This is a genomic window from Emticicia sp. TH156, assembly GCF_002855535.1.
GTDB classification, from domain to species: domain Bacteria; phylum Bacteroidota; class Bacteroidia; order Cytophagales; family Spirosomataceae; genus Emticicia; species Emticicia fluvialis.
In genome coordinates, this window is sequence record NZ_PKRS01000001.1 from 683,944 (window position 1) to 697,614 (window position 13,671).

Here is a 13,671-nt window from a genome sequence, read left to right on the forward strand (position 1 = left end):
TTTCTTAAATTTGCGCCCAACCAAACCCCTGTTAACATGAGTCAATCTATTAACCGTGTATTTGAATTACTAACCGAATCTATTGCCCTTCATAATAAACCCGATGTTTTTGCATCAAAAATAAATGGAGAATGGGTAAAAGTTCCGGCTACTGACTTTATTGAAAGTGTTAACAGTTTCAGCTACGGTTTGTTGAAACTGGGGGTAAAAAAAGGCGATAAAATTGCTGTTATTTCAGAGAGCCGCCCGGAATGGAACATCATAGATTTTGGCATGCAACAGGTAGGCGCTGTTAATGTGCCTCTCTACCCAAATATTACTGTAGAAGATTACAGGTACATTTTTCAGGATGCAGGCGTCTCTTATGTTTTTACCGGAGACCAGACCCTATTCGAAAGGGCAAAAGAGGCAGCCAGAGAAGTAGCCTCGGTGAAAACTATTTTCACTTTTGATAAAATTAGTGGAGCCAGCCACTGGAAGGAGGTAACAGAGAACGAAACGGCTGAAAACAAATCAGCAATAGAGGAAATAAAAAAATCAATCAGAACAGATGATTTACTGACCCTCATTTATACATCAGGCACAACCGGCAGGCCCAAAGGCGTAATGCTGTCGCACCAAAACCTGATCAGTAACTTTGAAGCCTGCAAAAACTATTTCCCGATTGACCCATCCTGCAAAGCTTTAAGTTTTCTGCCATTAAACCACGTGTATGAGCGCATGGTGCTGTATCTGTACATGCGTACGGGTACTTCTATTTATTACGCCCAGAACATGAACACCATTGCCGAAGACCTGAGAGATGTGCAACCACAGATTTTTACTACAGTACCCCGCCTCCTTGAAAAAGTTTACGATAAAATAGTGGCCAAAGGTTATGAATTAAGTGGTTTAAAACGCCGTATTTTCTTCCGGGCACTTGAACTGGGCCTGCAATATGACCCCAACGTAAATGCCGGCTGGTGGTATAACGTACAGCTAAAACTGATGCAGAAACTCGTATTCAGCAAATGGCAAGAGGCGCTGGGTGGTAACATCAGGCTGGTATGCTCAGGAGCAGCCGCTTTGCAGCCACGTCTGGCAAGGGTTTTCTGGGCAGCGGGTATTCCCGTTTCTGAAGGATATGGCATGACAGAGGCATCGCCGGTAATAGCTACCAACAGAACCCAACCACTTGACTTGCGGATTGGAACCGTTGGGCCGATTATTGATGGCGGAACAGTGAAGATAGCAGAGGACGGAGAAATTCTATTTAAAGGCCCCAACGTTATGCTGGGGTACTACAACCTACCTGAACTAACCCGTGAAGCCATAGATGCTGACGGCTGGTTGCACACCGGCGATATTGGCAAACTGGAAGAAGGTCGTTACCTGAAAATAACAGACCGCAAGAAAGAGATTTTCAAGACATCGGGTGGTAAATATGTAGCTCCGCAGGTTTTAGAAAACAAAATAAAGGAGTCTGTTTATGTTGAGCAAATTATAGTGGTGGGCGAAGGAGAGAAGTTTCCTTCTGCATTGATAGTACCTGAATTTACCGCCCTGAAAGAGTGGTGCGCAGCTCATGGCATATCGTACACTACTGATGCCGAAATGGCCAAAAAACCTGAAGTACATAAACTGATTCTGGATGAGGTGCATCGTTTCAACAAAGAATTTGCCCCTTACGAGCAAATAAAGAAAATTGAGCTTTTACCCAAAGCATGGACCATAGAGGACGGTGAAATAACCCCTACCCTTAAGCCGAAACGAAAAGTGATTACCCAGAAATACAAAGATTTAATCGAGGGCATGTACCTGTAAGAACCCTCCAAGCCCGGAGGTAAAAAATGAGGTCCGGTTATAAATATATGGTTGGGTTTTCGTTGTACAATTATAAATAGACCTTTTCGTCATTAATCTACCGGAATGGGGTAAATAGTTTTACCCACTCAGATAATTTGAAACCTGTCTAATCATTTTCTTGTTATCAGAAAAATAAAGAAATCGAGCCTTATTTATGCCTTTGCAGACCTTAGATTTGAAAGCCGTTGGCGCTTTCCCGAAATTGTTTTTAGATTATATCACAAAAAACGAGACGCTTACTTCTTTCTATAATCAATATCCTGACATTGAAGGATTCAGAAAAGCTATTCAATCAAGGGCTTTCACGCAGGAAAAACGCCAGACCCTGGTATCGGTTCTGGAAAAACAATATGCCAATCTTGATTCAAAACCCGATTTCTCTTTATTATTAGATGATAAAACCTTTACTGTAACCACCGGCCACCAGCTGAATATCTTTACAGGCCCGCTTTATGTTATTTACAAGATTGTAACCATCATTAACCTGGCTAAACAATTAAAAGACGCATTTCCAGACTATAATTTTGTACCTGTCTACTGGATGGCCAGTGAAGACCACGATTTCGACGAGATTTCGGTTTTTAACCTTTTCGGTAAAAACTATAAGTGGGAAACCACCCAGAAAGGAGCCGTAGGACGCATGAATCCTAAGGAGCTGCGCGCCATCTGTGACCAGATACCCGAACGGGTAGAGTTTTTTCAGAATGCCTATCTGAACCATGACACACTGGCCAATGCGGTACGATGTTATATGAGCCATCTGTTTCAAGACCAGGGTCTGATATGCCTTGATGCCGACTCGGCAGATTTGAAAGCCCTCTTCGCCCCGGTTATGAAAGACGACATTCTTCAGCATTCAGCCAGCCATATTGTAAAAAGCACTTCTGATCAACTACAGGCACTTGGCTACCACACACAAATTACCCCTCGCGAAATTAACTTCTTTTATCTGGAAGACAGCACCAGAGAACGCATTGTAAAAGAAGACAACCAATATAAAGTACTACATACAGACATTCGTTTTTCAGAAGCGGAGATACTTCAGTTAATTGGCACTAATCCGGAGAGATTCAGCCCGAATGTAGTGCTTCGGCCTCTCTATCAGGAGACCATCCTGCCTAATCTTGCTTACATTGGCGGGCCATCAGAAGTACCTTACTGGCTACAACTGAAAGGCGTGTTTGACCATTATCAGGAATCGTTTCCGTTGCTGATGCCCCGTAACTTTGCTTTAGTAGTGAACGAGGCCAGCCGAAAAAAAATAGACAAACTGGGTATTACCACCGAAGAACTGTTTGCTGATGAAGTTACACTCAGAAAAAGTTTTGTAGAAAAAAACTCGAGGAAATCGCTGAGTCTGGCTTTTGAAATTGATGAAATAAATGACATTTTCGAAAGGATTCTGAAAAAGGCCACAATCATTGAAGCAACCATGAAAGGCCCTGTTGAAGGCGTTAAGGCCAAGAGCATCAATGCGCTGGAACACCTGGAAAAACGTATTAAACGCGCCGAAGAACGTAACCAGGAAAGCTCGGTTAGCCAGTTGTTGGCTCTGAAAGAAAGGCTCTTCCCGGGTGGAGGGCTACAGGAAAGAAAAGAGAATTTCCTGAATTTTTACCTGAACGACCACCAGTTTATTCAAAAACTGCTTGATTCGCTGGCTCCGCTGGATTATAAATTTAATATTATTGAAATTTGATTGAACTGTAGATAATTACCTAAAGGCTGTTTCTGTTGAGGCAGCCTTTTGTATTGAAGCCGAATAAATTTTATATCTTCCGTTTATGTAAAAAATTGATTAGAATTTGTTTTACTGAACACCGTTCATTTTATTTGCATTGTTAATTAAAATACCTGAGCCAGATGGGGATAGCCGAAAGAAAAGAAAGAGAGAAACATGAAATGAAGCGCCTGATTATGGATGCCGCTCGGAGGTTGTTTATTGAGCAGGGTTTTGAAAAAACAAGTATCCGGAATATTGCAGATGCCATTGAATACAGCCCCGGAACTATTTATCTGTATTACAAAGACAAAAGTGAATTGCTGTTTGATTTACATCATGAGTCGTTCCAGAAACTAATTGAACAGTTTCAAAGAGTACTAAATATACGAGACCCGTTTGAAAGATTAATCAACATGGGCAGGTACTATCTGGAATATGGCTTCGAGAATCCGGAACTATACGAGCTGATGTTTCTGATGGTGTCGCCGATTGAAACCATTGAGTGCCGGGAAGAAATATGGGTAGAAGGCAGAGCTGCCTTTGAAATGCTTCGGCAAATAGTAAAAGAATGCATTGAAGCCGGGTATTTTGAAGTAGATGACGTAGAAGGGACCTCATTAATGATCTGGGCAACCGTGCATGGGCTGGTAACTATTCACCTGAAAAAACGGTCGACCATGTTTGAAGAAACAGAGCGTATTCCACGCCTGCAACATGCCTATGAGCGATTCGTTGAATTACTGAAACGTAAAATATAAACTGTTCTATCAATTTATTTAAACTTGCATCGCCGATGAGTCAGGTTCTTGAGTATTTCAAATCACATATTGGCAAACATGCCTCTGAACTAAGCCCCTCAGCACTGGGCAGATGGCTCAATGGGAAATTAATATCAATAGAAGAAGGGTCGGTAACGGTTGAATTTGTAGTAAGAGACGACATGACAAACCCGGCTAAAATTCTGCACGGCGGCACGGCTGCCGCCATGATGGACGAAATAATGGGCATGACCGTTTTTATGCTGGGCCGGGAAAACTTTTACACAACCGTAAACCTGAATGCCGACTACCTTTTACCTGCCAAAATAGGAGACACTTTGCTGGTTAAGTCAAAGATTATCAGAGCAGGTAAAACTGTTATTAACATTGAATGCCAGATATTGAACACCGACCACAAAATAGTAGCCAAATGTAGCTCTAACATGGTGGTAACAAGCGTAAAAATCTAAAAATAAGGCCCGTCTTACACGACGGGTTTATTTGAGCCTATAACTTAACACTGTTCATTAATTGAAAAAGCGTCAGTGAGATATGAAAAAATTCATTTTGATTGCCATTCTATGCCCTTTTGTGGCCACAGGGCAAATTACTTCTCCGGTTTTGGAATCCTACATTCAGGAAGGACTGAAAAATAATCTGGCTTTAAGACAGGAAACCCTTGAAATTGAGAAAGCACAGGAGAACGTAAAACAGGCCAAGGCTAATTTTTCGCCAAAAATTACTTTTGCGCCTAATTATACCCTGGCAGCAGGAGGCCGACGTTTAGCGTTTCCCGTTGGCGATTTGCTAAACCCCGTTTACTCTACACTGAACAGACTGACCAACTCTAACAGTTTTCCGCAAATAGAAAATGTGAATGAGCAATTGGCTCCGAACAATTTTCATGATACCAAATTTACTTTTCAGTATCCGGTTTACAATACCGACATCCGTTATAATTTGCTCATTCAGCACGACTTGCTGACAGCCCAGGAGGCCCGAAAGCGGATTGTTGAAAATGAAGTACGTTACAATATCACTATCGCTTATCTGCAGTATCTTCAAACACTAGAGGCGCAGAAGATATTTGAGGTGTCGCGCAAGGTGCTGAACGATTTTGTAAAACTGAATGAAAAACTGGTGAGTAATAATGTAGCTACCAAAGATGTAATTTATTCAGCAGAATACGAGGTAAGCAAAATTGACCAACAGGTAGCCGCTATGGACAAAAACCGGAATACAGCAAAAGCCTACCTTAATTTTCTGATGAACCGGGATTTCGGCACTGAAATTCAGGTTGACAGCATTTTTCTTGACGCCGACACCCGGACAGACATTGAGGCCGCCCGCGAACAATCAATAATGAACCGTCAGGAAATCAATCAGTTAAAAGCCAACATTCAGGCCACTGAATCTGCCATTAAACTGCAACAAATGAACGCATTTCGGCCACAGGTTTTTGTGGGTGGCAGTACCGGCTTTCAGGGCAGGGGTTACACCTTTAAAGACCAGGCCTACGCCATAGGGCAAATTGGGCTAAACTGGGATGTTTTTCATGGTTACGAGAAAAAATCCAAAATTCAACAGGCTAAAATTCAGAAGAATTTATTGGAAACCAAACTTGACGAAGTGCAGAAGCAGATTCAATTACAGGTGTCGCAGGCTTATTTTGAGTGGGAAGCCGCCCGGAAAACCCTGCCAACCGCTAAAGACGGCACTATAAAAGCCGACAAATACTTTAAGGTGGTAGACAGCCGGTATCGCAATGGTCAGGCTATTTTGATAGAATACCTACGGGCACAAAACGAGGTAATTACGGCGCGGTTACAAGAATCTCTTGCCAAATATGACATACTACTAAAAAAAGCCATGCTTGATAAAGTTGGGGCTGTCAGATAATCTCTTAACAAAGATGAAAAAAGTACTACTGATACAAGGGCATCCTGATAGCGAGAGTTTCAATTTCGCTTTGTTTGATGCTTACAAGAAGGGCCTGACCTCATCTGGCGCCGAAATAAAAGAAATAATTATAGCCGATTTGAAATTTGACCCTATTCTGCGCTATGGGTACCGAAAACGAATGGAACTGGAGCCGGATTTACTGGAGTCTGTCGAAAAAATAAAATGGGCCGACCACCTGGTGTTTTTCTATCCGGTATGGTGGGGGTCATTTCCTGCCCTATTAAAAGGTTTTCTCGACAGGGTTTTTCTGCCGGGCATTGTGTTTGCCAAACGCGATAATTCACTGTGGTGGGATAAACTGCTGGTAGGTAAAACCGCACACATCATCAGTACACTCGACCAGCCGGCTTGGTATTACTGGCTTGTAAACGGCCGACCCACCTATTACGCTATGAAACGCATGACATTAGAATTCTGCGGCATAAAACCAGTACGTACCACCACCATCGGACCTTTAAGATTGTCAAGTGATGAGTACAGGAAAAAGTGGCTCAAAAAAATAGAAAAATCAGGCTTTAATCAGAAATAAACAGACCTTATATGAAAAAGAAATTTTTTCCGCTCATTTATGCATTCTTATTCCTTGTACTGGTAAGCTGCAGCAAGAAAAAAGAAACTGCCCGGCAGGAAGCCGAAGAGGTATTGCCGGTTGAAGTACAGAATGCTAGTATTAAAACACTTAGCGAACCTATTGTTGCCAGCGGTGTATTAGTGTCTAAATCAGAAATGAAACTGGCCTTTAAAACCGGAGGCATGATAAAAAAAGTGTATGTAAACGAAGGTCAATACGTGAAAGAAGGCCAGTTGCTGGCCGAACTTGACCTATCGGAAATAGATGCACAAGTAAAACAGGCAAGGCTGGGTCTTGAAAAATCTGAACGTGATCTGGAACGCGCAAAGAAACTCTATGCAGACGAAGCCACCACCCTTACCAATGTGCAGGATGCTACTACAGGCTATGATTTTGCCAGACAAAGCGTACAGGTAGCAGAATTTAACCAGAGGCTATCAAAGATTTATGCACCTGCCAGCGGCCGCATTTTAAGAAAAATAGCTGAGCAGGGCGAATTAATTACACCGTTTGCTCCGGTATTTATACTTGGAACGGGCGAGTCTGCTTATACCGTTAACGTGGGTCTGGCAGACAAAGATGTGATAAAAGTAAAAACAGGTGATGCGGCCACTGTGTATCTGGATGCCTACCCGAACGAACCTTTCAGCGCCCGCATTACCCAACTGGCGCAGGCCGTTAACCCGGCCACCGGTACATTTGAAGCAGAACTGCAGATACAACCCAACGGTAAAAAACTGATATCAGGTTTTGTGGCAAAAGCGGAGATATCGACAGGAAAAGGGCTGGTATCAGTAGCCATACCCGTAGAGGCACTTGTTGAAGCCGACAAAACCAAAGCCTTTGTTTACGTGCTGAATGCCGATAACAAAAGTGTTAGCAAAAATGCGGTTAGCATTGGCGGTATCTTTGGCAGGTATGTGGCTATAACAGCCGGGTTGCCGGAAGGAACACCCGTAGTTACCAAAGGCACCAATTTTCTGAGCGATAAAAGTAAAGTAAAACTGGTGCAGAAGTAGGTTATTCTGCCATTATCTGTCTACAGTAAATGGCCATTACGCACAAGCATATCAACTGAATAGATTAGCCGCCGATATCTGTGGCTGTTTGTTACACCTAATACATTATTCAAATGCGTCTAGCAGAATTTTCCGTAAAAAATTACCAGTTCACTATCATTATTTTCATAATGATACTGGCCATTGGTGTCAACTCGTTGTTGAATATGCCCAAAGCCGAAGACCCCGACCTGAAGGCTGTTTTCAATAGCATCATTGTGGTGTATCCGGGTACGTCTCCGGCCGACATGGAAAAACTGGTGGTTGACCCAATAGAAGACCGCCTTTCAGGTATCAGCGACATCAAAAAAGTAACATCTACTTCTGATGAAGGCGTGGCCAACATTGTGGTTGAGTTTCAATACAAAGTAAATGTTGACGAAAAATATAACGAGGTTGTAAGAGAAATAAACGCTATTCGGAACACGCTGCCTACAGATATTTACAGCATAGATATTATGCGTTATACGCCTGAAGGTGTAAACATCATACAATGTGCTCTGCTATCAGAAACTACCCCATATAAAGACCTGGAAAAAGAAGCAAGATTACTAAAAGAAGATTTACTGAAAGTAAAATCTATCAAGGCAGCAGAGGTATGGGCTTTCCCGAAACAACAGGTGCTCGTGGCGGTTAATCTTGACAAAATGGCGCAGTTTCATATACCGCTAAACCGTATTCTGGGAGCCATTCAGTCAGAAAACGCCAATATACCAGCAGGAAATATCGAAATCGGGAGCAGGAAGTTCAGCGTAAAAACGTCCGGAAGTTATGAAAATCTGGAAGAAATCAGGAACACCGTTGTAAATACCTCAGGCACCGCCGTTACCTATCTGAAAGATATTGCCGTAGTAAGCATGGATTACGAAGAAGAATCGTACATGGGCAGGCTGAATGGCAAGCGTGCCGTGTTTGTAACTGCAAACATGAAAGCCGGAAGTAATATTTTTGACACCGGAGATAAAATCCGCCCGGTTATTGACAATTTCAAAAAGAATCTTCCACCAAATATCCGGTTTGAGCAAAGTTTCGACCAGGTCAAGAGTGTTTCCACCCGTTTATTAGGATTAACGCGCGATTTCGGCATTGCCATTCTTTTGGTATTAATTACCCTCATACCTTTGGGCTTCAGGGCATCGGTTATTGTTATGATATCCATTCCACTTTCACTAGCTATGGGTCTTACCATGCTCGACCTGGCAGGCTTCGGCATTAATCAGCTAAGTGTAGTGGGGTTAGTTATTGCTTTGGGGCTACTGGTTGATGACTCAATTGTAGTTGTTGAAAACATTGCTCGCTTTCTGCGTTCGGGTATGCCCCGCCGCCAAGCCGCCATTGAGGCAACCAAGCAAATCGGGCTGGCAGTTTTAGGTTGTACAGCTACCCTGATTTTTGCTTTTTTACCACTCTGCTTTCTGCCAGAGGCTGCAGGAGACTTTATCCGTAGTTTGCCAATAGCGGTTATCACTACCATTATTGCCTCTTTATTTGTGTCTCTTACCATTGTGCCATTTCTGGCCAGCCAGCTAATGCCCAGAGAAGAGCATCAGGAAAACGTGGTGCTAAAATTAATGAAACGCGGCATTGAGGGGTCGTATCGTAAGATACTACACCTGGCGCTCAGGCATCCTGTTATCAGTCTGGCTATTGCCTTTGCTATTTTTGCTGGTAGCCTGGCGCTGATTCCGGTAGTTGGTACAAGTGTATTCCCCCGCTCTGAAAAACCGCAGTTTCTGATTAATGTTGATACCCCATTAGGCACAACCCTCTCAGAAACCGACAAAGCTACCCGTTTTGTTGAAAACGAGCTGGCAAAGCATGATATCGTGAAAAACTATGCAACAAATGTTGGGAAGTCTAATCCGAGAGTATATTATAATGTTTTACCCGTAGGCGGTACGTTATCTAACTTTGCACAAATTTTTGTGCAGTTGCAGGACGACGTAGAAGTACCTGAAAGAGAAAAATTTATTGACGAGCTTCGCAAAAAATTTGACTTATTTGCAGGTGCCAAAATAAAGGTGATTCAGTTTGAACAGGGCCCGCCGGTAGAAGCACCGCTGGCTGTACGTATTCTTGGTGAAAACCTCGATTCACTACGGGCTATTTCATTCAGAGTAGAAAAAATATTCAAAGAAACCCAGGGTACTATTTATGTTAACAACCCCCTTTCGGCGCAGAACGTAGACCTCAGAGTAAACATCAACAAAGACAAAGCAGGTATGTTGGGTATTCCAACTGTAGATATCGACAGAACCGTGCGCATGGGTATTGCAGGTATCAACATGGGAACCTTTAAACAAAATGATGAAGACGAGATTGATATCAATGTAAGTCTGCCTCGTGGAGAACGCGCCGGTATGGATGCCTTCCAGAAAATGTTTATCAGTAACCAGATGGGCAGTCTGATTCCGCTCAGGCAGGTAGCCACTATAGATTTTGAAACATCGCCGAACAGAATTAACCATTATGACCGTGACCGCTACTCAACTGTTACTGCCTTTATAAAAAGCGGTTACCTGACGCCAACAGTAACCAAAGACGCCAGCACGCGCCTATCTGAACTTAAACTGCCTAAAGGCTATTCGATAAAAATGGCCGGAGAAGTAGAACGCTCTCAGGAAACATTCGGCGGCTTAGGTACTATTATCATGATTACCATTTTCGGTATCATGGCTATTCTGATACTTGAATTTAAAACCTTCAAGAGTACTATTATCGTGCTGTCGGTTATTCCACTGGGTATGATAGGGGCTATTCTTATTCTGTTGTTTACGGGCAATTCATTGTCGTTCACGGCCATAGTTGGTATTATTGCTCTGGCAGGTATAGAAGTAAAAAACTCAATATTATTGGTTGACTACACCAATTTCTTAAGAAAAGAGCGGGGTTTAGGTATAAACGAAGCCATAGAAGAGGCCGGCGAAACCCGGTTTATACCAATAGTACTAACTACGCTTACAGCTATTGGCGGCCTGATTCCATTGGTGCTCGAGCATTCACCACTCTATTCGCCATTAGCGTTGGTAATGATTGGCGGACTGGTATCGTCTCTGATACTGACCCGCATTGTAACGCCGGTAATGTATAAGTTGCTGCCACCTCAGATATAATTCTTGCTTCAGGGCGATGCCGTTGACGGGCATCGCCCTAAAACTTTCTCAAGTCTTTTTGTCAGATGCCTTGTTTTATCTACCTTGCAATTGTTTAAGGGCCACAATGTGTCAGGCCCTGCAACTGAAATACAAAGAATCTGTATCGTATGGCTGACTTTCTGAATCTTAGCGACTTCCGCGACAACGTCATCAGGCTTATTGAAGCAAAATTTGAATTAACCAAATTAAGCTTTCAGGAAAAAATAGAAGGCATTGCCGTAAAAGCCATTTATCTGCTTATTTTATTTATTTTATCTATAACGGTAATCATTTTTCTCAGTATTCTGGCGGCAGTTGGGCTCAATATCTGGCTGAAAAGCCTCTGGCTGGGTTATCTGATTATATTTCTGGTTTATGCGGGTATTCTGGCATTATTTGTTTTAGCCCGAGACCGTGTGCAAAACAAAATAAAAGAGCAGGTTCAACAGATGGTGGATGAAAATCTTAATAATATGCCTGCTGACGACACCCCCCCGGAACTATAACCCATAAATTGATTTACCTGTTATAAAACAAAAAAGTTATCCGCTCACACAGATAACTTTTTTAGTATTTCGTATTCAGCACACACACTTTCAATACTGCCGCCCCGGTATTTGCCAGAAGTTGATCATCCGCCAAACACATTTTTGAAGTAAACTTAAAAGGCATACATACTCAGCTTTTCTTTCAGCTCTTTTCTGGCAATGTGTATTCTGTTTTTAACAGTTCCGATAGGCACTTTCAGTTTCTGTGCTATTTCATGATACTTAAACCCGCTGAAATGCATCATAAACGGTTGGCGATAATTCTCATCCAGAGTCTCAACGGCATGATTGATGTCTCTCATGGTAAAAGAAGAATACGCTTCATTTTCAATGCTGCTTTCAGTACTGTTGATAAAGTGTAAATTGTCTGTTGTATCTATAAATGTGTTTCTTCTCATTATCCGCTGGTAATTGGTAATGAAAGTGTTTTTCATTATAGTATAAAGCCAGGCCTTCAGGTTTGTACCATCGGTGTACTTTTCACGATTCATAAATGCTTTTACAAGCGTATCCTGCAATAAATCATTGGCGTCCTCCTGGTCTTTAGTCAATCTAAAGGCAAAAGGCTTTAATGCCTTTGAGGTCTTTGAAATGGCGTAATTAAATTCAAGAGTTGTCATGGTTTGTTTATCTTTTTTTGTTTTTCGTTAAACAAAATTAAAAAATAAATTTTCAGAATACCAAAACTCCCCCATTTTTTTTGCAAGAATTTTATTAAAAGAAAAAACCAGGCATTAATTGGGCGGAATCGACCTGTTTCATTAAACAGCAGGCTATTAAAAACACTAAAAAATTGTACCAGCCATCAATTCTGTTTAACCGGCCTGGCTTGAGATTCCCCAATTTCCATGTTTGAGCGGTGCCAACCTACGTTCGGCAAGCGAATTATCGCTGTTAAATATTTACTGATTAAACAAAAAAGATTTACTTTACGCTCTGATAAAATAACCCTCGATTGAAATATGTTAAAACTTGGATTTGTAAGTGCTATCTTAGCCGATTTTGGTTTTGAACACGTAGTAGATTTCGCTTCGAAAAACGGATTTGCCTGCCTTGAGATGATGTGCTGGCCCAAAGACAACTCTGAAGCCCGCCGTTATGCCGGCGTTACACATATAGATGTAAATAATCTGGACGATAAACATATAAAGTATATTAAAGATTATACCCACAGCAGGGGGATATCCATATCCGGGCTGGGTTATTATCCGAACCCCCTAGACCCCGACATTGAAAAGGCAGAATATTATATAGAGCATATCAAGAAAGTTATTGTAGCCTGTAACAAACTGGGAGTACCGGTTATGAACACTTTTATTGGCCGAGACCCCCGGAAGAATATTCAGGAAAACCTCATTACCTTTAAAAGAGTATGGAAGCCGATTATTGAAACGGCAGAGCAGGAAGGAATAAAGATAGGTATTGAAAACTGCCCGATGTTTTTTACAAACGACGAATGGCCGGGTGGAAAAAACCTTGCCATTTCTCCGGCAGTTTGGGATGCCATGTTTGAGGCATTCCCTACTCCGCTTTTTGGTTTGAATTATGACCCGTCGCACATGATATTCCAGATGATGGATGAAGTAAAACCTATCTATCAATATAAAAACCGTTTACATCATATACATATAAAAGATGTAAAGGTGTACAGAGACAAACTAGACAGAGTAGGCATTCTGGCCAATCCGTTAGAATATCATTCACCCAAGCTGCCGGGTCTGGGCGATGTAAACTGGCGTGGGTTCTTCACTGCCTTAACGGATGTACGCTACAAAGGCCCTGTGGTAATTGAGGTAGAAGATAAGGCTTATGAAGGCAGCATTGACGACATCACGTCGGCCATTCTTACCGCCCGCAACTACGTAAAGCAGTTTCTGCCCTAGAATAAACGTAAAATTTATTAATTCAGCGAGGCAAGGCGCGCCTCGCTGTTTTTATTTTCAGGCTTCAAAGCAGGCAAACTTCTTTAAAAGTTTATATTTGTTTAAATTTTATCTTATTATTTCTTAAAAAATTCTCATTTTTGAACAAAATCTGTTCAATCAAAAAAATTGAAATTTTAACCCTAAACT

Annotated in this window: 11 protein-coding genes; 10 read left to right on the forward strand and 1 reads right to left on the reverse strand. The window is 42.0% G+C overall.

Going from position 1 to position 13,671, the window contains the following annotated elements:
* Nucleotides 1-36 precede the first annotated feature (36 nt).
* The 9 genes from C0V77_RS02940 (at nucleotide 37) to C0V77_RS02980 (ending at nucleotide 11,557) form a co-directional block, all read left to right on the forward strand.
* A complete protein-coding gene (locus C0V77_RS02940; protein WP_101724801.1) occupies nucleotides 37-1,803 on the forward strand; it encodes a long-chain fatty acid--CoA ligase in 1,767 nt (588 codons plus the stop codon).
* Nucleotides 1,804-1,999: 196 nt separating this feature from the next.
* A complete protein-coding gene (gene bshC, locus C0V77_RS02945) occupies nucleotides 2,000-3,544 on the forward strand; it encodes a bacillithiol biosynthesis cysteine-adding enzyme BshC (protein WP_101724802.1) in 1,545 nt (514 codons plus the stop codon).
* Between the two features lie 164 nt (nucleotides 3,545-3,708).
* Nucleotides 3,709-4,326, forward strand: coding sequence for a TetR/AcrR family transcriptional regulator (locus C0V77_RS02950; protein WP_101724803.1), 618 nt, complete (start codon nucleotides 3,709-3,711; stop codon nucleotides 4,324-4,326).
* A gap of 35 nt (nucleotides 4,327-4,361) precedes the next feature.
* Nucleotides 4,362-4,796 carry a PaaI family thioesterase gene (locus tag C0V77_RS02955; RefSeq protein ID WP_101724804.1) on the forward strand — a complete coding sequence of 145 codons (435 nt, stop codon included), beginning with the start codon at nucleotides 4,362-4,364 and terminating at the stop codon, nucleotides 4,794-4,796.
* An 82-nt stretch (nucleotides 4,797-4,878) separates the two neighbouring features.
* Nucleotides 4,879-6,225, forward strand: coding sequence for a TolC family protein (locus C0V77_RS02960; protein WP_101724805.1), 1,347 nt, complete (start codon nucleotides 4,879-4,881; stop codon nucleotides 6,223-6,225).
* A 13-nt stretch (nucleotides 6,226-6,238) separates the two neighbouring features.
* Entirely contained in the window at nucleotides 6,239-6,817 is a 579-nt protein-coding gene (locus tag C0V77_RS02965) for an NAD(P)H-dependent oxidoreductase (protein ID WP_101724806.1), read from the forward strand.
* Between the two features lie 11 nt (nucleotides 6,818-6,828).
* Nucleotides 6,829-7,878: an efflux RND transporter periplasmic adaptor subunit gene (locus C0V77_RS02970; protein WP_101724807.1), complete on the forward strand. Its 1,050-nt coding sequence runs from the start codon at nucleotides 6,829-6,831 to the stop codon at nucleotides 7,876-7,878.
* Nucleotides 7,879-7,991: 113 nt separating this feature from the next.
* Nucleotides 7,992-11,030 (forward strand): efflux RND transporter permease subunit, encoded by a 3,039-nt coding sequence (locus tag C0V77_RS02975; protein WP_101724808.1) that lies wholly within the window; start codon nucleotides 7,992-7,994, stop codon nucleotides 11,028-11,030.
* Between the two features lie 149 nt (nucleotides 11,031-11,179).
* The gene (locus C0V77_RS02980) at nucleotides 11,180-11,557 is read left to right on the forward strand and encodes a phage holin family protein (protein WP_101724809.1); all 378 of its coding nucleotides are present in this window, start codon (nucleotides 11,180-11,182) and stop codon (nucleotides 11,555-11,557) included.
* A gap of 155 nt (nucleotides 11,558-11,712) precedes the next feature.
* Here the strand turns inward: C0V77_RS02980 and C0V77_RS02985 are convergent, their stop codons facing one another.
* Nucleotides 11,713-12,219: an RNA polymerase sigma factor gene (locus C0V77_RS02985; RefSeq protein WP_101724810.1), complete on the reverse strand. Its 507-nt coding sequence runs from the start codon at nucleotides 12,217-12,219 to the stop codon at nucleotides 11,713-11,715.
* Nucleotides 12,220-12,561: 342 nt separating this feature from the next.
* Here C0V77_RS02985 and C0V77_RS02990 point away from each other — a divergent pair, with 342 nt between their 5' ends.
* Complete coding sequence (locus tag C0V77_RS02990) at nucleotides 12,562-13,482, forward strand: sugar phosphate isomerase/epimerase (RefSeq protein ID WP_101724811.1); 921 nt, start codon at nucleotides 12,562-12,564, stop codon at nucleotides 13,480-13,482.
* Nucleotides 13,483-13,671 lie beyond the last annotated feature (189 nt).